This window comes from Puniceicoccaceae bacterium, assembly GCA_040224245.1.
GTDB lineage: Bacteria > Verrucomicrobiota > Verrucomicrobiia > Opitutales > JAFGAQ01 > JAKSBQ01.
The window spans coordinates 1-20,454 of sequence record JBEGIR010000008.1 but is presented as its reverse complement, the minus strand read 5'-3'; the positions used below and the strand labels follow the sequence as shown (position 1 = coordinate 20,454).

The window sequence follows — 20,454 nt, the reverse complement described above, 5'->3', positions numbered from 1 at the left end:
GAGCCGGCGCGTTCTATGCGGGAGAAACCGCCGAAGCACTCGTGCAAACTGTGCGATCGCACGGTGGACTCATTACCCAGGAAGACCTCGATCAGTACCAGGCGATCTGGCGCAACAGTGTCAGTGCATCCTGCTACGGGCACACCGTGCACTCCATGTCCCCACCGTCATCCGGGGGCATCGCACTCATCCAGCTGCTCATCGGAAGCGAGGGAGTTGACCTGTCTTCCACCAAACCCAACTCCGCTGACGAGGCTCACCTGATGGCTGAACTGATGCGCCGGGTCTATGCCGACCGCGCGACGTACCTCGGCGACACCGACTATGTGGACGTACCCGTGCAACGCCTGATCGATCCCGTCTACATCGCCGCACGCAACGCAGACATCGATCCGCTGCAGGCCACTCCCTCCCAATCGATCAAAGAAGGCCGCGTTGACCGCATCGAGAGCTATGAAACCACCCACTTCTCGATTGTCGACAATGCAGGAAATGCCGCCGCCATCACCACCACTCTCAACAGTGCATTTGGTTCCAAGCTTTTCGTTCAAGATGCCGGATTTTTCCTGAACAATGAAATGGATGACTTCAGCGCCAAACCGGGGGTTCCCAATCAATTTGGACTGGTCGGTTCAGAAGCAAATTCAATCGCTCCCGGCAAGCGCATGCTCAGTAGCATGTCTCCTACCCTCGTCACCCGGAACGGAAAGCTGCGCTACGTGCTCGGCACACCCGGCGGCTCCACCATCATCACCAACGTCTACCAGACCCTCATCAACCTGCTGGTGCATCACATGTCCTTGCAAACCGCCGTGGACGACCGCAAAATCCACGCCCAGTGGCTTCCCGATGAGATCAGCTACGAATCCGGTGCACTCGATGCAGATGCCCTCCGGCAATTGCAAGAGCGTGGGCATGCGCTCAGGGAAGTCCCGCGAATCGGAAGACTCCAGGCGATCTCCCTTCACCCTGACGGCAGTCTCGAGGCTGCAGCCGACGTGACACGCGTCGGCGATTCCACCGCACTGGCATTTTAACCAAAAGTTCCGCACAGAAAAGGGCATCTGTCCCACCTTCAACCCAGACAAATCAGTTGCCATCCCATAGAAGCCCTTCATAGTTTCGCTTCGTTTCCAACATGAAGCGGTGAATGCCATGGCAGCACCACCGTTTCTGACTCACATCCTTGTCTTCGTGTCCGCACTTCAGATCAGCATTCGATTACTGCTGCTCAGCGCCGTCCTGGCGGTGATGGTGGGCAGCGTTAATTCTCGATTTCTTGGCAATATCAACGGACCGAATCTCTTTCTGACGCTGGAAGATACCTCGGGAGGATCACTGAAACTTTACTGGGATACAGGTTTGGGGTTTAATGAAAATGAGACCATGCGGGTCCCGCTTGGAACATACGCACAGCACACGTTCAAGCTACCCCTTCCCGAAAATCTTCGCGGTCTGCGCATCGATCCCGAAACTCCCTCTGATTTCCTCCACGTGAAACAGGCCCGCATCGGCTGGCTGCGCTGGCCATTCTCCCACTCAATGCCGGGGGAGATCTGGCATCCTGCAAACGAACTGGAACGCACACTCGATTCAGATTCCCCTTCCCACGCAAGTTTCCGCATCCATCCTGCAGCCACAGATCCCTATCTCGTGGCCGACCTTACTTCGGTTCCAACCGAGGTGATCACACCTCTGACCTCCAGGCACTCCGTGCATCTAGCCTTGATCGCTACTCCTATGCTCGCAGCACTATTGGGTGCTGGTATTGGGCTGCTCTCCCGTCAGCCATGAGTCACCACCTGTTGATGATGCGCATGATCTTGCGTTGTTGTGGGTTGCTGATACTAGCCGCAACAGGCACTACCGTGCTCGCACAGGAACCGAAATCTACTCAGGATCTCGAAGAGGAAGGGCGCATCTTCGAAAACTCTGACTGGATCGAGCAGCGACTGGAAGAACGGGGCTTTCCCAGGATTCCGATGTGGTCCACTCTTGGCGATTATCAAGGGAAACCCTCGCCGGAGGTATTTCGGGGTCAAATCACGATGCGCCCCTTTGAATTGGGAAAACACATCCGCCTGTACGTCGGAGGGGCTTTTGGGCATCGCAATATCCAGCTGCGCCTGCACGACCTGAATTCGGATGCGGTGCTCATGCTGCGCCCACGTCACAAGATTGAAGGCGTTGGGTATTTGCAATGGACCCTTCCTCCCGACTGGCAGGGCCGCACCGCCTATCTGGTCGCCAGTGATGAAAACCCCGCTCAGGACCTTTGGATCGGCATCAGTCTGCCTGGGCATGAGGTGCCCCCCGTGATGCGCTTTCACAGCTTTAAACTCCTGTGCAGCACCCTGCTCAATTTGGTGGCTCCGCTGTTGATCCTGCTCATCATTGGTCTTGCAGGTTATGTTGCGCTGGTTCGTCAATGGGAAGCTGTCCGCAAGTATTTCATTCCGCTGGTGCTCGGTTTTCCGCTAACGGTTGCTTACCTGCAGTATTATATCGCACTTGAGAGCATTTTTACTTCCGTGCTCATCAGTCAGGTCACCGTCGCAGGAGCGTTTGCCTTTCTACTGTTTGCCGGATTGCGTCGCCGGGATTTCCCGATGGAAACCGTGCGCTATTTTCTCCCCATTGCCTGCCTGACACTGTTCGGAGTCATCATGGTCAATGCACTGCTCTACCTTAACGCATCAGCCCACAACCCTGTGCGACTCGCACAGGAGCGTTTTTTGTATGAAGTGCTACCCGTCGACAACTACCTGCCGCTGCTCAGCCTCGAACGACTCTGGAACCAGGAAAGCCTGAAGCCCTATATTCTCGAATGGCGCTCAACAGATCGCCCGCCCCTGCAAACGGCTGTCTGCCTGCTGTTGCGCCCGTATATGGCAGACTCCATCATGGGCTATCACATTGTATCGAGCTGGTTACACGCGAGCATTCTGATCGGGGCTGGTTTTCTGCTGCATGCAATGGGGATTACCCGGCGCTCCGCGCTCTGGATCTGCGCGCTTGTGCTGTTCTCGGGCACCTTTGTCATGAACACTGCCTTCGTCTGGCCCAAGCTCTTTGCTGCCCTTTTTCCGCTGTTGCTGACCGGTATGCTCATTCGGGAAAAAGGCTTGAATCGCTCGTTTGCATTCTGGTTGATCGCAGGCTCGATCTGTGCCCTTTCGCTGTTGGTACACCAGGGCAGTCTCTTCGCGCTTGTTGCCATTCTCAGCATCGATACACTGCGCCACCGACGACTCTGCTGGCAACAATTCGCTGCGGCAGGTGTAGTTGGGGTATTCTGGATGCTGCCATGGATGCTCTATCAGAAAACCTATGATCCACCAGGGGATTACAACCAAAAGCGTTTTTTTGCCAATTACCCCTATTTCGACGATGTTCGCTTCCCCGAAGCACTCCGAAATGCCTATTCCTCACTCACGCTCGAATCCTGGACTTCTGGAAGGTGGCAAAACATCAAAACCACCATTGGCAATATCCCCCTTGCTTTCAGTTCCTTCGGAGAACAACTGCTTCAGGAATCCGTACACCTTCGCCTTTACATTTTCACCTTCATCGGTGTTTCCCTCGTTCCGTTGATCGCCGCCTATGTGCTTGCCTGGTTTGTGCGCAGAAGCCGCCCACCGGATTTGCGACGCAAACTGTGGTATCTGCATGCCATCATCGCTGTCGGACTGGGACTCTGGATTGTGCTCATTCTGCCAGCAGGACGCACCATCATTTCGCACGGCTCCTACTACTTTCCCGTCCTGATCATGCTGCTATGCGGCATTCTGGTGCACGACCATAAACGCCTGCTTCAGGGACTGCTGCTCCTGCAATTTGTCTTTTTCGCACTGGTCTGGGCAATTCCAGGCATGCATTCACTTCGCATTGAGGATCGGCTATACAATGTGGAATTCACGGATATGGGATCTCTGCTCACGGTGCTCGCGAGCATCGTCGGAATCGCATGGCTCTTGATTCGCACACAGGATCGAAGCAGCCCATGCGAGAGGGACGCTGCACCAAACAATCCCGCGAATCCTGTGCAGTGATCTACGCAACACCCTTCCTTTTTTCCCTTGCCCACAGAATGCACTGCTCTGCATTATGTCACGGCGGATTTGGGAAACTCGCCTGAACCGCCATAGCTCCGTACCCGTGCATTTTCGACGTTGCAAGGCTCGATTTCGAAATCCAGCCAAGGCCCCAATCGAAAACGCAGGGACATCCATGTCGACACCACCACACTGCTCCCCATGGGATCCCATCAAACCGCCCGCCTAAATCATCTGCTCGTGAATGCATCCGAGCGGGTTTTATCCCTTCGCATCCATCATCATCGCTTCATCCAGATCCTGCTGACGGCACTGCTGCTTCGCATCATCTGCATGCCCTTCTTCGGGCACATCGATTTCCTGTCCGAGTGGCGTCGCATCTTCCACGCCTGGGACACGGGTTATCTATTCCCTGGCAGTCGCTTTGTAACCTCCCTCATAGAAGTGATTCACTTCACTCTGGTCGCACCGCTGCTCGCAGAAAAAAGCTCTATGTTCCAGGCTGCAAACTGGGCAGAAACCACGGCAAGTCACCTCGAATACTTCGGCTTTCTCGGCCACCATGCCATCCTGCGCACCGTCTTCCTGCTCAAGCTTCCCTACCTCATCTGCGATCTGATCACCGGTCTGCTGATTTATCGCTTCTTCGACGAGCGCAGACCTGCACTGATCGCAGCCGGAGTCTGGTTTTTCAATCCAGTCACCTTCTTTGCGTCCTATATATTTGGTCGCTACGAAGCGATTCCCCTGATGTTTGTAGCGGCGAGTTTCCTGATGCTCAAACGCGAGCGCATGCTCAGTGCTGCTGTGCTGCTGGGTCTGGCCATGTGGTCACGGGAAATCGTCATTACGCTCTTTCCCTTCTTCCTTGTCTTTTTTGCAAAACACCTGCGGGGTTCTCCGCTGCGACTTCTCGCTGCAGGGGGCATTCTGCTGCTGTTTGCGGGATTTGCATCGAACCTTTTGCCCAACCTGCTCGGCTTCCCCAAAACAGCCGAGGGTGCAGGTGGCACGGTTAACATTGTGGGTGCATCGCAGTCCCTGCAGCTGTTTGGTTTCCAGATCGGATACTACTATGCTTTTGTAATGGCCTATGTGCTGTTATTCCTTCATTTCCTGTTTTCCCGCAATGCCACTGTGGAGTTCCTGATCACAATCCTGGCGGTCTACTACTGTGCCTTTTTTGCCACCTCCATTCACACCGTTCACTATGTCTCGTGGGGGTTTGTCCCCTTTACTTTCCTTGCAGCCCGAAACATCGACTTTGCCCGTGCGCTCGCACTTTTCTGTCTGACCTGGATTGCATTCTGGCTGGTCGCATCCGACCTCGGCGTATTCACCCAGTGGCTGGCGATGCCGTCCTCCCTGTTCTGGACCAATCTCCCTATCATTCCTGCCATCGCAGAGCTTCAACTGCTCAAGGGCAGTGCCATGACCATGCATCATCTCATCTTTGCGGGCCGCAGTGTCTACGCCGCCACCCTGATCTTCATGATCGTGATCGCGCTCCGTCGCACCATTCCCACAACATCCAATAAGGCCTGACCATGCAACGACGCCCCCGCTCGATCTACGCGATCCTTTCCTGCCTGCTTGCCTTCGTCGCACTGCCGATCCGGGCAGAACTTCCCCTCCACACCAGTAACGATGTTCAAGTGGATGAATCCGGATGGGTTCGCCCAATCGCAGGTGATCCCTACCTTGTGCTGCGTGCGGGAGAAATCAATCCTGACACCCATCCCGTGCTCGAAATCACGATAGAGGGTCGTCACGTGCTCAATCGCCACCTCTACGCTGAGATCTTCTGGGCTGGCGAACTGCGCGGATTCAGCGAAGAATTCAAGGGCTATTACCTCGTACCCTTCTCCCCCAACGGAGAACCCCTTGCAGTGCAACTCAACTTCAGGGATTTTTTGCGCGCCTTGGGCGACGAGAGCAAGCGCATTGATCTCATTCGAATCGATCTCAACCCGAGCCTGATGCAGACTGACTTTCAATGTCGCATCCACGTGCGCTGGATCGATGCGGAAAGTGCAGCTTCGTTTTCCACCACATCACTTCATCCGCCTTACCTCAGTCGTTTCCTCATGAAACCGAAGGTGCTGAGCTACGTTTCCCAGCAACTGGTGTCCGACATCTTTCACCGCATCACCCGGGACTGGTTATTCCTGCTGCTTTGGGTGGGTTCGATTGCTGCCATTTCGGTGCTGCTCTGGCGCTGGCGCAAACCACCCGAATCAGCGCATTGATCCTGCTTCCCATCCTTTAGTTACCCTAACCATGCACCGCGAACCCCACCCGAGCGTTGTCCAGAAGGTCGCCCGTTTTCTTGAACGCATGCGCCCCGACCCGGTGGTATCGGAGCTGTGGGATATGTTGCCCGATGTGGTGTTCTGGGTGAAAGATGAAGCCGGACGTTTCCTCGTTATCAATCAGGCACTTGCCGATCAGGCGCAGCGTCCCAAGGCCATGATTCTTGGCAAACGCGATGCAGATTGCTTCCCCAACGAACTGGCAAGTAACTACATGCATGATGACGACCAAGTGCTGAAGCAGGGCATTCCGATCCGCAACAAACCCGAACTCGTTCTCACGCCCGAGGGCGTCGTAGAATGGCGTCAAACTACAAAGCTTCCCGTTTACTCCCACGATGGAGAGATCATCGGAACCGCAGGCATCTCCCGCAAAATGGACGCCGAGGTTCCGCTTCCCCACGAGTACGCCGCACTCACTCACATCGTCAACCGCATCAGCAAGGGTCTTTCTCAGAAAATCACCGTGCGGGAACTTGCGGAGGAAAGCCACTTTTCGGTTTCCACCCTTGAGCGCTATTTCCACTCCCATTTCGGACTCTCACCCAACGAGTTCCTGCTCAAAATCAAGGTCAACCGTGCGGCACAGCTGCTGTCCAATTCCACCCTCAACATCAGCGAGATCGCTGCAGAGTGTGGATACGACAATGTCTCCTCATTTTCGCGGGCCTTTCGCCGTCAGCTTGGGGAAACTCCAGGAGCCTACCGGCGTCGCCACCGTTCGGTCGCCACAGCAGTCGATCCAGACTGACCCGTGGAAAACACAGTATTCCCAATCGTTTGGCATAGCTTGCATCCTTGTATAGGACGAGCACCTTACCCCTACCCGCGCGACATGAAAGTGCTTCATCAGTTTGCCACACTCGAACAGGCCCATCTTGCAGTCTCGTTTCTCGAAAACGAAGGCATTCAGGCACACGTTTGGGATGAACAAATCTCTGCGCTCTACCCCATGTTCAATCCCTCCATCGGAATGGTGCGCGTCGCCGTGCACGAACACGATTTCCAGCACGCCCATGAGGTATTGACCGACTACCTGAAACTCATGCAGCAGGAAACCGACTAAGGCAGCTGATACAATTTATGGCTTAAACAACTGAATCCTATAACATCGGCTGGCGAATGCCAGCCTACAGGCCTATGGCCACATAACGCTGTTGCACAGCGCCAGAAAGCTTTTATGTCCCCGACTCGTCGGGGTTTGTAGCTCCGATGGATCGGAGCGTTTTGAGTTCGGTATCTGCCGAAGGATTGGGGGCAAAGGTCGATCATTTTGGGAGCATCCATAGTCTCGTCAAAATGACATTCAACTGCTTCTTTGACGTTGGCTCTCAACTCATCTAAATCATCTCCTTGGGTATGGATCCCATAACCCAAAGCTGAAGCCGTGAAACCTCCGTCAATCTCGTCTTCCAAGACTTCAAAAATAATCTCACTCATGACGCGAAAAATACGCCAACCATCGATTTTGGTCAACTCTCACGTTCGACGTTTTACTCAAATCACGACTATACGCGTAGCGTCAGCCACTTCAGAGGGAATTGTCCACGGATAGCAAACAGATGGGTGGCGCGAAAGAAATTCAAACCGTTGCTCCCAATCGTAGCGGGAGCTTCCAGCTCGCGCCCCATCCTCAGCTCACTGAGTTCCCAAAACAGGATCAGTCCGTGGATTTTGGGTATTCTCTCGCGCACTTGCTCATACCCTTTATGGCTTAAACAACTGAATCCTATAACATCGGCTGGCGAATGCCAGCCTACAAGGCCTATGGTCCACATAACGCTGTTGCACAGCGCCAGAAAGCTTTTATGTCCCCGACTCGTCGGGGTTTGTAGCTCCGATGGATCGGAGCGTTTTGAGTTCGGCATCTGCCAAACGGTGTTTTTTGAAATCCTGGGTTCAGTATCTAAAACAAACATTGTATGAGCAACTGCCATCAGTCTGCGCATACCCACACCTGAAAGGCTCACGGTTTGCTGCGAATGACCTTGGGCAGTGGCTCGCCCTTCCGCACAAAGCGCATGGACAGCGAGTTCACACAATGGCGCGTGTTTTTCTGAGTAAACCCCTCTCCATGAAACACATGCCCGAGATGGCCTCCACAATTCTCGCAGAGAATCTCGATGCGGCGGCCATCGGCATCTGTCACCTTGCGCACGGCACCCTCAATTTCATCGTCAAAACTCGGCCATCCACAAAAGGACTCAAACTTATCCTCACTCTCATAGAGCGGTGCATTGCAGCGAGCGCACAAGTAAGTGCCGGACTCCTTGTTGTGGAGTAGCTCACCCGTTCCGGGACGCTCGGTTCCTTTCTGAAGGATCACCCACTCCTGCTCAGGGGTCAGTTCGTTGTATTGCGGTTTATCTGCACTCATGGTCATAACGGTCAGCGCGAACACGGGAATTCCCAAAAATGCCCGAGCGGTCAATACATTACTGAAAATTCGGGACTTTCGCATACCTGCAAAACGCATAACTCTTCGTTTTTCTTCCAAATCCCTGTCATTTTTCCTGTGCATGCCAACAGCGCACCAAACAGGCGGGACATCAGCTCATCGAGCGCCGTTTTTCCATGCGGGTGGTATACACCTCAAATCCAACCCGCTGATAGACCTCAAGCGCACGATCACTGTCGAGATCACAGGTATTGAGTTCCACCCATTGCGGTTCACTGCTCCACGCCAACTCGACCGCCCTGCGTAAAAACGAAGTTCCCAGGCCACGACCTGCAAATTCAGGGAACAAGCCAAAATACAGAATCTCCACCTGATCGCTGCCCCTGACCAATTCGACATAACCGCAGGGTTGTTCATCATGGAGGAACACCCAGATCTCCACTTCATCCCGATTGAGCAATGCATCCAGTTCGCAGAGCGGAATCACCAGTCGGTCTACCCAGTGATGCGCCAGTCCTACCCGCTGGTACAATTCGAGGTAATAACCCACATCCACTGGTCTGGCAAGACGCTGCACCTGCAGGTGCGAGTCGCAGGCAAGCTGAGGTTCAGGACGACGTTCCATGCGCAGGTAATAAACCTGCGAATCGACCCATTGCATGTCTGAATCGTCCAGAATGGATTCGTTCGAGTTCACGATCAGTAGGGGTAAGCATTGGGTGGGTATGGGTGCTCTGCACATTCCTCAACCCTGTGCACTCACTTCCCGGTTTCACGGGTTAAACCCTGAGGGGACCCAAGTTTCCCGAAAGGCAGGACAGAAGGTCGGGAAACTTGGGGAGATGGGAACGAGCGTGGAACAAAAAGTTGAATCAATGCTGCGACCACTCCTTCAAGTTTGAAGAAGCTATGCCAGTTTTTTGATTTTGGCAACTTGCGATTTGTAAGGACGCCATCACGGACATCTGCGAAGGGTAAGACAACGTTCAAAGGGCAGATTCTCGCTCACTGGAAACCCGTCACAATACGTCCAACCAAATGCGGGTGATGGGAAACCCCCATCGAACAGAAGGTTTTTTCAGATTATTTTCTGAAACTCAGCCCCCAGAATCACTGCTAATGCAATATTTTCCTCGCACATATTCGGGTGCACGGCATAAATCTGCGCATGCAAAAAATTGCGGATGATCCATCAACCCCTGTTCGGGACAACCGCTTCCCTGCGGGCATGCCCTACATCGTCGGCAACGAAGGAGCGGAGCGCTTCAGCTATTACGGCATGCGCCAGATCCTCTACATTTACCTCACTGCCCTCTTCATCGGATTTGTCGCCGAGGGCAGCGCAGATCCCGAGTTGTTATCTCAGGCAAAGATCAAGGCAACCCAATGGACGCACCTTTTCATGGCCGGAGTCTACCTCTTCCCCATGATCGGTGCCATTCTCGCTGATCGTCTGCTCGGAAAATACCGTGTCATCTTCTGGGTATCGCTGATTTATGTGGCAGGACACGCCATCCTGGCGCTGGGCGGTCGCTTTGCATCGATGAATAATCTCGTGGGGGCAGAATACGCCATCATCGCCGGACTCGCCTTCATCGCCATCGGCTCTGGCGGCATCAAACCCTGCGTCTCCGCCAATGTCGGGGACCAGTTCACCTCCAAAAACAGCCATCTGGTCAGCAAAGTATTCCAGATCTTCTATTTCATCATCAACTTTGGTTCCTTTTTTGCCAGCATCCTCACGCCGTGGATTTACAAACGCTTCGGACCCGAGGTCGCGTTTGGGGTTCCCGGCATTCTCATGGCGATTGCAGCACTGGTTTTCTGGCTTGGCCGAAACAAATTTGTCAAGGTCCCACCCAATCCCGGCGGCAGATTGGGACGCATCGATTTTTTCGCATCCACCCTGCTGGTACTGCCACTGCTGCTGGGAGTCTATGTCGCTCTCGAAGAATCTGAAAACATCGTTCACGCTCTCACCGAAGGAGGCAGCAGCATGCTCATGGGAGCACTGGGACAGGTGGCACTGCAATACTGGTGGGTGGCCGCACTGGGATTTGTGACATTGGTTGCCGGATTCGCCCTCGCCCACGTGCGTCAGAAGATCAAGGAGGATACGGGTTTTCTCGCAGTGATGTTCTACAGTGTTCGCCATCGCAAACAACGCCAGCCCGGAGAGGACTTCTGGGGACCGGCACGGCGTCACTTTGGAGAGGAAGCCGCTGAAGGCCCTCCTGCAGTGCTGCGCATCATGGTCGTGTTCTCCATGGTTTCCGTCTTCTGGGCCTTGTTTGATCAGCACTCGTCCACCTGGGTCGAGCAGGCCAAGGCAATGAACCTGCAGCTGACGGTTCCCGCAATGCTCTGGTCGTGGTGGATCCTTCCCGCAACCATCATCGGCGCTCTTTTTGGAGCGGTTTGGCTGTTCTGTTGGGTTTCCAATGTCAGCCTCCCAAAATCCCTTCGCATCGGTCTTCCCGTGACCCTTGCGATTTGGGGTGCTGTCACACTCGTGATGCAGTGGACCCAGGGAGGAAGCCGGACTCTCGACCTGCTTCCCGCACAAATCGCCGCGCTGAATCCCCTGCTGGTGATGATCATCATCCCGTTGCTCAATGTGTTTGTCTACAATCCATTGGAGCGAGCGGGACGTCCGCTCAAACCCCTGCACCGCATGAGCATTGGCATGTTCATTGCCGCAGTTTCCTTTGTGGCAGTCGCCCTCATCCAGGCCCGCATCGACTCCGTCGGCCCCGGCAACCTGCCAGTGCTTTGGCAACTGCTGCCCTACGCCCTCATTACGGTCGCGGAGGTGTTGATTTCCATCACCGGACTCGAATTCGCCTACACACAGGCGCCTCGCTCCATGAAATCCACAATCATGGGATTCTGGCTGTTGTGCGTAACATTCGGAAATGTGCTCGTTGCCTTTTTGGCACCCCTGCAGTCGCTGTCGCTCGAGACCTTTTTCTGGGTGTTCGCAGGCCTCATGACCATTGCCGCCCTGCTGTTCACAGTGCTGGCATCATTTTATCGTGGGAAATCCTACCTGCAAACCTGATTGCCCTGTCACTGCCCGCTGAGTCTGCTCAGACTGAAGGTGGTTTCAGCTTACGCTTGAGCTGACCGGTGCTTTGCGTTTCGATCAGATTGACATGAGAGATTCGGTTTCAGGTAACCCCCATGCCCTGGAGGCTCACATCTGGATGCTGCACCAAAGTTTTCTGCAGCGTGCCGGACGCCCTCTCATTTCCGATGTCGCATCCCCCGCTGATGCGCTTCGAGCGTTTTCCAACAGTGCCATGGCGATTGTATCCCATGGAACTGAAATGGATCCCATCTTCAACTACGGCAATCCAACTGCGCTGAACCTCTTTGAAATGGACTGGGATCGCTTCACGCGCACACCTTCCAGGCACTCTGCAGAATTGCCCGAGCGCGGTGAGCGCATGCGTTTGCTCAACACGGTCAGTCGCGACGGCGTCATTCACGACTACAGCGGTATCCGGATTTCGGCAACAGGTCGGAGGTTTCGGATTTTCCATGCCAGCGTCTGGAATTTGCAGGACAACTCCGGCAACTATCGGGGTCAAGCCGCCGCGTTTGCAAACTGGGAATTTCTGGAGGATGACTCTGCGCAATGCCCCAATCCTTCGAGTTGAGTTGCCATGCAAGCCAACGCGTCCCTCCCGATTGAATCCATTCGCACTCCACTCCTTACCGCTCTGAAGCAGGAGCGAAGTTTTGTCCTTGAAGCCCCCACAGGGTCTGGCAAATCCACACAGGTTCCCCAATTTCTTCTGGATTCCCAGTGCATCCCAAAGGATCAGGTAATCTACATGCTGCAGCCCAGGCGCATCGCCGCACGCATGCTCGCCAGGCGAATCGCATGGGAACGAGGGGGCAAGCCTGGAGAGGAGGTGGGGTTTCACGTCCGCTTCGACCGCGTTGCAAGTGCTCAAACACGTCTGATGCTTGTGACCGAAGGCATTCTGCTGCGCAAAATTTTTGCAGACCCCTCCCTGCAGGGAGTCGGTGCCATCTTGTTTGACGAATTTCACGAGCGCAACCTCTACAGCGACCTCAGCCTTGCCATGGCCAGGCAGGTGCAGCACCAGCAACGCAGCGATCTGATTCTCGGAGTCATGAGCGCAACCCTCGAAAGCGATGCGATTCGCAACTTTCTGGAACCGTGCGCACACCTGAAGTGCGAGGGTCGCACCCATCCCGTCGAGATCCACTACACCGCTCCACCCAACTCTCGACCTCCAACTCCCATCTGGGAGAGTGCCGCACAGGCCTTTCGCCAGTCCGTGCGCTCAGGAGAAACGGGGAACCACCTGATATTCATGCCCGGTGCGATGGAGATTCATCGCACGATTCGCGCCATCGAAGCGATGCCGGAGAGCAAGGGGTTTGAGCTGCACGCACTGCATGGAGAACTCCCTCCTGAACTTCAGGATGCGGCCATCGATCCAGGGAAACGGCCCAAGGTCATTGTCTCAACCAACGTCGCAGAAACGTCACTGACGATCCCGGGAATCACGGTGGTGATCGACAGCGGACTGGCGCGCATTCCCACCTATGACCCACGCCGTGGGGTGAACTCACTTCTGGTTCAACCGATCAGTCAGTCCAGCGCATCCCAACGGGCGGGTCGAGCCGGTCGGGATGCCCCCGGCACTTGCATCCGTCTGTGGTCCAAGTCCCACCACCATCAGCGCCCGCCCCACGAAACTCCCGAAATCTTGCGAGTGGATCTCAGTGAAACCCTGTTGATGCTGCACGCCTCGGAAAGGGTGGCGGTGGAGTCCTTTGGCTGGTTCGAAGTGCCAAATCCGGAGCAGTTGCAGCATGCACAGACTGTACTCCGCGATCTCGGAGCCATTTCGGGTTCGCTTCCCCGCATAACTGCACTCGGTCAGCGGCTTGCGGAGTTCCCCATGCATCCCCGCTATGCCCGTCTGTTCATCGAAGCATCCCAGCGCGAATGCCTTCAATTGGCAGCCTTCACCGCTGCAATGCTCCAGGACCGCAGCATCCTGTTGCCCCTGCAACACCGGAATGAGATGCAGATCCGGCTCGAGTCCCTCAGTGATGAGGAAACCCACGATTCCGACGTGCTGATGGAACTCAAGGCCTTTCTCATCGCAAAGCAGGCCAACTTCAGCACCGACCGATGCCGCGAACTTGGGATTCACGTCGGTGCAGCTCGAGCAGCCGTCAGAGCCAGCGAACAGTTCCTTCAGATCGCTGACCGCCAGGGGCTTGCGATTGAACCTCTGCACCGGAGCGATTGGTTCGCCTTTCGCAAGTGTCTCTTCCTTGCATTCTCAGACTCCCTTGCACGGCGCCTGGATCAAGGAACCCTGCGCTGCGCTCTGGCTCATGGAAAAAAGGGAACACGCCGACGCGAGAGTGCTGTCGACGCCGAGTGGTTTGTTTCGCTGGAAATGGAGGAACGCCAAGTGAAGGGGTCCGTGCAAGTGCTGCTCGGGCGCAACTCAAGCGTGCAGCCAGAGTGGATAAGTCAATGGTTTCCCGATCAGATTCAAACCTGCGAAACCGCCTATTGGGATCCCTGGCAGAAACGCGTGCGGCAGACCCGGTCCGTGCAGTTTCGGGAAATCGAGATGGAAAGCAAGGAGATCGCCGAGATCGATGAAGAAGTTGCCGCCAACCTCATTGCGCGGGAAGTGATCGAGGGCAGGCTCAAGCTCAAGGCATGGAATCACCGTGTCGAAGCCTATATCGAACGCATCAATTTCGTCGCCCATCATTTCCCGGAGTATGAGATCGCTCCGATCACAGCATCTGACCGAATCACGTTGCTCGAACAGGTCTGCTACGGCGCACTCACTGAAAAAGCACTGCAAGCCGTTGAAATTCTACCCACCATTCAGGAATGGCTGCGTGCAGAACAGCAGGCGCTGATGGATGACTGTGCACCGGAACACCTCGAAACCGCACTCGGAAAGCTGAAGGTTCGATACGAGTCGACACGAGCCATCCTTTCAGCGCGGATTCAACAACTCTACGATCTGAGTCCCATCAAAATCGCGGGTCGAGTGCCAGTTGTCTACGAAATCCTCGCTCCCAATCACCGACCCGTTCAGGTTACTGACGATCTCGACGCATTCTGGTCCTCCAGCTACCCGGCCATCAAAAAGGAGTTGAAGGGTCGCTACCCCAAACACGAGTGGCGATAAATCCCTTCCGATTCCATTTCAGTCCATTTGTGTGCTCACGAAAGGGCGTGCAAGGACTCAAGCGGCATGCGCACTTCGACGACAGTTCCTTCACCCTCATGCGAATGCAGCATCACCTCAAAGCCGTGCAGCCGGACAATGTGATCCACAATCGACAGCCCCACACCATTTCCACCTCTCGAACTTCGCACATGTTCGCTTCGGTGAAACGTTCGGAACACCTCCCTTTGTTCACTCGCAGCCATGCCAATCCCACGATCACAGACTACAAGCCACATCGCTCGGTCCCTGACCTCTACCCGTATCTCCACACTCGCCTCTGAGAATTTCAGCGCATTGTGCACCAGCTCGTTTAACACATGGGCGAACAGATGCCAGTCAATGCACAGTCGACCCGACTGAGCTGCAGGAATGTGCGATTCGAGCATCACACGATTTGCTGACCTTTCATCCAGATCGTCGAGCCATGAACGAACAAGCACCGTCACCTGCTCGACCGTCATCTCTTCCGGATTCCATTCAACCTGACGGGATTCAAGGCTCGAAATCAGGATCAGGTTGTCCACGGTGCGTTGCAGATCCTTTGCACAGTTCTGCACATCCTCTATCATCTCGCCTGAATCTGCGGCGTCCGGTCGTTGTTCGAGCACTTCTCCGATCAGCCCGAGGATGCCATTAAGCGGGGTGCGGATCTCGTGATTGAGATTGGCAATGAGGGACTGTTCAAATGTAGCACGTCGCGAATTTCCGGAAGGACTGCAGGGCAAGAGCGCATGGATGCGAAACGAGGCCAGATCCGCCATTTTTTCAATCTGCCAGGCTGGAATTTCGCGAACCGTTCCCCTTTGGAACAGCAGCAGGGTTCCCATCTCAAGGTTCTCGTGTTGGAGTGCGATGGTGTAGACCTTTCGAATCGCAAATAACCACTCAATGGTATGGGCAATCCATGCGGGGATTTGTCCCCCTGAAAAGCGAACCAGATTTCCATCAAATTCTCTCAGGCGTTTATCCGAAAAAAAATACTCCCGCGCCTCTGGAGTCTTCCCGTAAACCTTGCCGATCGGATTCACTCCCAGGAGCTTCACCAGACTCGCAAAATGGTGCCGATCCAGTCCGTGAAACGCGACCACAATGCCCTTGTCCAGGACGGGGTCATTGCGAACCCCAATGCACAGCAAATGGTCATCGAGCTCCACCAGTTTGCACCCCAGCCAGTGATACACCCCTGCAACGTTGTCAATTGCCTGCAATTCTGAAAACCAGATCTCGGCACGAGCCGCAGGGTTGTGGGTGGCATCAAGCATCTTAACAGCAAAGGATTGTCAATTAAACGGTATGCCAGAAATCCGTGACGAAACCATGCATAAGATTACAGTCAGATAGGTAGAATCAGTGATTGCTTTCTTTTGTCAAAAACCTCCAACCCATGTCACAATAACGTGAGAACATCAATGACCTGCATGCCAGCGTCCCTCGCAGACTGCATGCCCAGCTGGGTATCTTCAAACGCAAGGCAGCGCTCCGGAGCGACACCGAGTCGTCGTGCCGCCTCAAGAAACACATCAGGCGCAGGTTTGGGATGCGTGATGTCGTCCGCCGTTACCACTGCCTCAAACCAGGAAGCAATGCCAAGATTGCTCAAGATCGTACTGGCCAACCAGCGGGGACTTCCCGTTGCAATCGCCATCGGCAAGCGGCTTCGGTGTGCTTCAGCGATGGTTTTCACAGGTTGGATGGGTTGAACCTGTGTCAGCAAGCTGACAAACAACTCCTCCTTTTCGTGCGCTACGGCATCGGCATTGAGCGACACCCCCTGCTCCTGCGCCAGCATGTTCACAATGACTGGTGCTGGCACTCCGCCAAGTCCGTAGAACCGATCCTCCGGAAATGCGATTCCATAGCGGTTCATCGTTTGGTTCCACGCGACAAAATGAGTCGGCATCGTATCGGCAAGCGTGCCATCCATGTCAAATACCAAGGCATCAAAGGATTCTTCCAAGCGCTCCATCGTTCTGTGCTAGTGCATGCCTGACACCGAGACAAGCAACAACTCCACACTCGCGCTGCAATGCAAGTTGAGCGTTCTTTCGCCCTAATCAACCGCAACGACAATCAAGGCTCGCTGGTTACCGGAAGCTCTGCCCAACGCGCACCCCAAATGCTGGTCCCTTGCTCAGATAGCGCGCTAATGGTCACGGTAAACGCTTCCAGAAATTCATTCCATTGCAGTGAAACCACACCCTTGAAGCTGCCAAAGGATTCGATTTCAAGTCGGATCATATTTTTCAGCACCGGATTATCAATTGGAACTTCCTCACCCGGGTCACCATCCTCACCCGATTCCGGTGGATCTGATGGATCGACCGGAGCCTCCTGCTCCGATTCAACTGGTTCCGGCACTTCAGGTACGACTTCTATCTCATAGAACTGCCAGCTCCCTTCCAGCGATCCTGTGCGCAGCGTACCGTCTGCATAGAGAAAGAGTTCCTGTGAACGCTTGATCTCAGAGGTGATGTCTTTGCCGTGAAAAATAAATTGGTATTCACCCGGCAACTGTGAGGTTTCAATCGGATCGCTGTAATACACGATTGGTGTTTCCTCCGGCTCGGGTTGTACGCCGTCATCGGCTGGGTCTGGCTCGTCCTCTCCCTGTGTCGGATCGCTCGAACCGTCGGCACTGTCGCCAGGATCATCCATGCCTTCGCTGGACTCAGGTTCTGGTTCCAATGTCAACAGGTCGATGCGCGGAGCATAGCGGAGCGGAGCCAGCACAGGCCACCCGTCTTCGTTGAAAAACATCTCATGCACCCGCACTTGGTGGAATTCACCCCGATAGGGAAAGCGTGTGTGAAAGATCAGGAAATACTGTCCCGTTTCCGCATTCAGGTAGGAGGTGCTGTGCCCGGGAGAAACATAGCCCAGTTGGTTTTGAGTCGGTACATAGAGATAGTTCCCCATGAGCTTGGCTCCATAGGGTTCAATCGCCGCGTCGTTGAAGGCCGTCGGACCGATGACATCCCGCATGTCATTCCCCTCCATGTCAAAGTAGGGTCCATCCGGAGTCAGGGATCGCGCCACACGGACGTTGTATCCACCCACCGCATCAAGTCCGCCAAAGGTCACAAACAAATAGTAGTAGCCTGTGTGCGGGCTGTAGAGAATGTGGGGGGCCTCAATGCGCTGGTGGTTGCCACCCATGAGATGTTTTCCATACCCCTGCCCTTCGACCGGCAGTCCCGTGAGCGGGTCCATCTCCAGGATAAAAATGCCTCCCGAATAGGAGCCATACACCATCCAGAGTTTTCCCTCATCATCAAAGAAGGTGTCCGGATCGACCACATTGGGGTGGACCACTGCGTCATACACCGTCTCACCATCTTCGCTGATCTGCCCCCATTGCCCTGATTTCAGGATGATGCCCTGGTCAACATAGAGTCCTTCCACCGAATCCGCAACCGCAACGCCCATCGCCGAGCGCGGTGAATCGCCGCGGCATGCGTTGTAATAAAAGTAATACTTCCCATCTTCCAGCTGGATGACATCCGCAGCCCAAAGGGTTTGCGTCTGCGCCCACTGAAAGGTTTCCGCAAGCTCGACAAAGACATTGTCGAACAAGGGGTTGATCGTGGAGACGAGGTCCGCCACCCGATCCCACTTCATGAAGTCTTCCGTCTTCGCCGCCGACAGGTGGGAGCCGAACACATAAAACTGTCCATCCGCAACCACGATGGAGGGATCGTGCACGGAGATGTCTTCAAATTCGGGAACGATCCACTCATATCCAAACCAAGGCTGCGTGAGAATGACTTCATCCTCCGCCGCATCCGAATCCGGAGTCTCAGTCTGGGAAAACGCGAGGGAACTGCTGACAAACACCGTCAGCATTGTCAGGCGTCGAATCTTCAAAAGGGTCATGGGTATCAGTGGAATATCAGGGATGGGCGTTCCCTTGGGTAATAGATACCCTATCCTGTTTGGCCGATATCTCCACCAGAATCCGCCTTTACAGTTCAGCCTGTCCGCATTCAGGCGAAGATACTTTCTATTTGATATACACGTATTGCATGAGTAGCTTTTGAATCATGCTCGCAATCCGTCTAGATCCAAAGACTGAGGAACGTCTGTCAAGGTTGGCCAAAATAACAGGGCGAACCAAGACTTTCTATGTCCGTGAGGCCATCGAGGAACACATCGAAGATCTGGAAGATTATTACTTGGCAGTCGATGCGATCCGGAAACCTGGACGTGTCTATTCAGCTGAGGAAGCGAAGCGTGAGTTGGGTCTATCAGATTAAAGAGCGAGCTTTAAAGCAGCTAAAAAAAATCGATAAAGCTGCAGCCAAAAGGATCGTTCGTTATCTGGATGAACGCATTGTTGGTGATGAAGATCCACGCCGTTTCGGCAAAGAGCTTAAAGGCGAACTGAAGGGCATTTGGCGTTACCGCGTCGATGAGTATCGCATTTTGTGCGATATTCAGGACAACGTTTGCATTGTCTTGGTCGTTCGAGTCGACCACCGCAAGAAGATCTACGATTGATCCTTCTTTGCCTTCAAAACCTTCAAATTCTTCCCGAAGCACGGCGGCGATTTATGAGTGAATTTCGCTGAGCAGGGTCGCTTCGCGAACAGCTTTCAGCTTGCGGAAATCCTTCTCGGATGAACAGAAATAAGTCCCCATCGTAGCGGGAGCTTCCAGCTCGCGCCCCATCCTCAGCTCACTGAGTTCCCCAAACAGGATCAGGCCGTGGTTTTTGGGTATTCCTCGCGCACTTGCTCATACCCTTTATGGCTTAAACAACTGAATCCCATAACATCGGCTGGCGAATGCCAGCCTACAAGGCCTATGGCCACATAACGCTGTTGCACAGCGCCAAAAAACTTCGTGTCCCCGACTCGTCGGGGGGTGCAAGTTCCGATGGATCGGAGCGTTTTGAGTTCGGCATCTGCCGAAGGATTGGGGACAAAGGTCGATCATTTCGGAGTCAGCTAAGAGGAAAACTAGAGGAACTTTCTAGGATTCATTCTGCAATTGTAGACTCGAACGATCCTAAGCAAATCTTTGTTTTCAAGGTATTGGAACAAGATTGCAGTGTGGAATCGCTTTTCGTAATACCGTCTTAAATTCCGTTCTCTTGAGACTATCACATAGCCATTTGGAGCTTTCTTGATGTCCTCAATGGCATCGTCCAATTCGTTGATAAATTCCTGTCGAAGCTCCGGACTTTGATCGTACCAAAAATCAGCTTCTCTGAGTTGATCAGCAAGCGCACGTTTAAGATGAAAAACATCCATTATTTCGCTCTGATTTGTTTCATGGCTTCTTCATGAGGAATTTCCTCATCCAAGCCATTCTCAAGATCATCGAGCCTTTGGATCGCAAGTTTCACTTGTTCATCCTCGTAGCGCCTCAACTTAAAATGATCCATAAAGTTGATGACTTTATCAACTTCGTCAGGTGGTAGTGATTCAATCTGATGG

General features: G+C 54.1%; 19 protein-coding genes. 12 read left to right on the top strand and 7 right to left on the bottom strand.

Translation table 11 applies throughout. From position 1 onward, the window contains the following. The 7 genes from ABQ298_01295 to ABQ298_01265 form a co-directional block, all read left to right on the top strand. The coding region (locus ABQ298_01295; GenBank protein MEQ9822999.1) for a gamma-glutamyltransferase at positions 1-1,037 on the top strand (1,037 nt) is incomplete at its 5' end. Positions 1,038-1,155: 118 nt separating this feature from the next. After that, positions 1,156-1,794, top strand: a complete 639-nt coding sequence (locus ABQ298_01290) for a hypothetical protein (GenBank protein MEQ9822998.1) — start codon at positions 1,156-1,158, stop codon at positions 1,792-1,794. Next, a complete protein-coding gene (locus ABQ298_01285; protein MEQ9822997.1) occupies positions 1,791-4,052 on the top strand; it encodes a hypothetical protein in 2,262 nt (753 codons plus the stop codon). The genes ABQ298_01290 and ABQ298_01285 overlap by 4 nt, the downstream gene beginning before the upstream one ends. A 204-nt stretch (positions 4,053-4,256) precedes the next feature. Then, positions 4,257-5,600, top strand: a complete 1,344-nt coding sequence (locus ABQ298_01280; protein ID MEQ9822996.1) for a hypothetical protein — start codon at positions 4,257-4,259, stop codon at positions 5,598-5,600. Between the two features lie 2 nt (positions 5,601-5,602). Further along, positions 5,603-6,304, top strand: coding sequence for a hypothetical protein (locus ABQ298_01275; GenBank protein ID MEQ9822995.1), 702 nt, complete (start codon positions 5,603-5,605; stop codon positions 6,302-6,304). A gap of 31 nt (positions 6,305-6,335) precedes the next feature. Further along, positions 6,336-7,118 carry a helix-turn-helix domain-containing protein gene (locus ABQ298_01270; GenBank protein MEQ9822994.1) on the top strand — a complete coding sequence of 261 codons (783 nt, stop codon included), beginning with the start codon at positions 6,336-6,338 and terminating at the stop codon, positions 7,116-7,118. An 84-nt stretch (positions 7,119-7,202) separates the two neighbouring features. Next, a complete protein-coding gene (locus ABQ298_01265; protein ID MEQ9822993.1) occupies positions 7,203-7,433 on the top strand; it encodes a DUF2007 domain-containing protein in 231 nt (76 codons plus the stop codon). 442 nt (positions 7,434-7,875) lie between these two features. On the opposite strand, the gene ABQ298_01260 is transcribed toward ABQ298_01265, so the two are convergent. From ABQ298_01260 to ABQ298_01250, 3 genes are all read right to left on the bottom strand, one after another. Beyond that, the gene (locus tag ABQ298_01260; protein MEQ9822992.1) at positions 7,876-8,337 is read right to left on the bottom strand and encodes a hypothetical protein; all 462 of its coding nucleotides are present in this window, start codon (positions 8,335-8,337) and stop codon (positions 7,876-7,878) included. Next, positions 8,334-8,744, bottom strand: a complete 411-nt coding sequence (locus ABQ298_01255; GenBank protein MEQ9822991.1) for a methionine-R-sulfoxide reductase — start codon at positions 8,742-8,744, stop codon at positions 8,334-8,336. Before ABQ298_01255 ends, ABQ298_01260 begins: the two co-directional genes overlap by 4 nt. A 172-nt stretch (positions 8,745-8,916) precedes the next feature. Further along, positions 8,917-9,462 carry a GNAT family N-acetyltransferase gene (locus tag ABQ298_01250; protein ID MEQ9822990.1) on the bottom strand — a complete coding sequence of 182 codons (546 nt, stop codon included), beginning with the start codon at positions 9,460-9,462 and terminating at the stop codon, positions 8,917-8,919. Between the two features lie 471 nt (positions 9,463-9,933). Between ABQ298_01250 and ABQ298_01245 the strand changes: the two genes are divergently transcribed. From ABQ298_01245 to hrpB, 3 genes are all read left to right on the top strand, one after another. Beyond that, positions 9,934-11,826 (top strand): hypothetical protein, encoded by a 1,893-nt coding sequence (locus ABQ298_01245; GenBank protein ID MEQ9822989.1) that lies wholly within the window; start codon positions 9,934-9,936, stop codon positions 11,824-11,826. A 94-nt stretch (positions 11,827-11,920) separates the two neighbouring features. Further along, on the top strand, positions 11,921-12,427 hold the full coding sequence (locus tag ABQ298_01240) for an MEKHLA domain-containing protein (protein ID MEQ9822988.1): 507 nt from the start codon (positions 11,921-11,923) through the stop codon (positions 12,425-12,427). 6 nt (positions 12,428-12,433) lie between these two features. Beyond that, on the top strand, positions 12,434-14,974 hold the full coding sequence (gene hrpB, locus ABQ298_01235; GenBank protein ID MEQ9822987.1) for an ATP-dependent helicase HrpB: 2,541 nt from the start codon (positions 12,434-12,436) through the stop codon (positions 14,972-14,974). Between the two features lie 35 nt (positions 14,975-15,009). Here hrpB and ABQ298_01230 read toward each other — a convergent pair whose 3' ends face one another. The 3 genes from ABQ298_01230 to ABQ298_01220 all read right to left on the bottom strand — a co-directional run bounded on the left by ABQ298_01230 (position 15,010) and on the right by ABQ298_01220 (position 18,889). After that, positions 15,010-16,278, bottom strand: a complete 1,269-nt coding sequence (locus ABQ298_01230) for a HAMP domain-containing sensor histidine kinase (protein ID MEQ9822986.1) — start codon at positions 16,276-16,278, stop codon at positions 15,010-15,012. Between the two features lie 125 nt (positions 16,279-16,403). Beyond that, positions 16,404-16,982, bottom strand: coding sequence for a beta-phosphoglucomutase family hydrolase (locus ABQ298_01225; protein MEQ9822985.1), 579 nt, complete (start codon positions 16,980-16,982; stop codon positions 16,404-16,406). A 104-nt stretch (positions 16,983-17,086) separates the two neighbouring features. Then, positions 17,087-18,889, bottom strand: coding sequence for a glycoside hydrolase family 43 protein (locus tag ABQ298_01220; protein ID MEQ9822984.1), 1,803 nt, complete (start codon positions 18,887-18,889; stop codon positions 17,087-17,089). Between the two features lie 167 nt (positions 18,890-19,056). On the opposite strand from ABQ298_01220, the gene ABQ298_01215 reads away from it, so the two are divergent. After that, positions 19,057-19,269: a DUF6290 family protein gene (locus tag ABQ298_01215; protein ID MEQ9822983.1), complete on the top strand. Its 213-nt coding sequence runs from the start codon at positions 19,057-19,059 to the stop codon at positions 19,267-19,269. After that, positions 19,247-19,513, top strand: a complete 267-nt coding sequence (locus tag ABQ298_01210; protein ID MEQ9822982.1) for a type II toxin-antitoxin system RelE/ParE family toxin — start codon at positions 19,247-19,249, stop codon at positions 19,511-19,513. Before ABQ298_01215 ends, ABQ298_01210 begins: the two co-directional genes overlap by 23 nt. A 754-nt stretch (positions 19,514-20,267) precedes the next feature. Here the strand turns inward: ABQ298_01210 and ABQ298_01205 are convergent. Further along, positions 20,268-20,454 (bottom strand): hypothetical protein (locus ABQ298_01205; protein ID MEQ9822981.1); only part of this gene is annotated, 187 nt, incomplete at its 5' end.

Bases quoted from the DNA above. Each gene is read 5' to 3' on its own strand.
- ABQ298_01220 (MEQ9822984.1), bottom strand. From the start codon at position 18,889: ATGACCCTTTTGAAGATTCGACGCCTGACAATGCTGACGGTGTTTGTC.
- ABQ298_01240 (MEQ9822988.1), top strand. From the start codon at position 11,921: ATGAGAGATTCGGTTTCAGGTAACCCCCATGCCCTGGAGGCTCACATC.
- hrpB (MEQ9822987.1), top strand. From the start codon at position 12,434: ATGCAAGCCAACGCGTCCCTCCCGATTGAATCCATTCGCACTCCACTC.
- ABQ298_01275 (MEQ9822995.1), top strand. From the start codon at position 5,603: ATGCAACGACGCCCCCGCTCGATCTACGCGATCCTTTCCTGCCTGCTT.
- ABQ298_01225 (MEQ9822985.1), bottom strand. From the start codon at position 16,982: ATGGAGCGCTTGGAAGAATCCTTTGATGCCTTGGTATTTGACATGGAT.
- ABQ298_01270 (MEQ9822994.1), top strand. From the start codon at position 6,336: ATGCACCGCGAACCCCACCCGAGCGTTGTCCAGAAGGTCGCCCGTTTT.
- ABQ298_01285 (MEQ9822997.1), top strand. From the start codon at position 1,791: ATGAGTCACCACCTGTTGATGATGCGCATGATCTTGCGTTGTTGTGGG.
- ABQ298_01265 (MEQ9822993.1), top strand. From the start codon at position 7,203: ATGAAAGTGCTTCATCAGTTTGCCACACTCGAACAGGCCCATCTTGCA.
- ABQ298_01215 (MEQ9822983.1), top strand. From the start codon at position 19,057: ATGCTCGCAATCCGTCTAGATCCAAAGACTGAGGAACGTCTGTCAAGG.
- ABQ298_01255 (MEQ9822991.1), bottom strand. From the start codon at position 8,744: ATGAGTGCAGATAAACCGCAATACAACGAACTGACCCCTGAGCAGGAG.
- ABQ298_01280 (MEQ9822996.1), top strand. From the start codon at position 4,257: ATGGGATCCCATCAAACCGCCCGCCTAAATCATCTGCTCGTGAATGCA.
- ABQ298_01290 (MEQ9822998.1), top strand. From the start codon at position 1,156: ATGGCAGCACCACCGTTTCTGACTCACATCCTTGTCTTCGTGTCCGCA.
- ABQ298_01230 (MEQ9822986.1), bottom strand. From the start codon at position 16,278: ATGCTTGATGCCACCCACAACCCTGCGGCTCGTGCCGAGATCTGGTTT.
- ABQ298_01245 (MEQ9822989.1), top strand. From the start codon at position 9,934: ATGCAAAAAATTGCGGATGATCCATCAACCCCTGTTCGGGACAACCGC.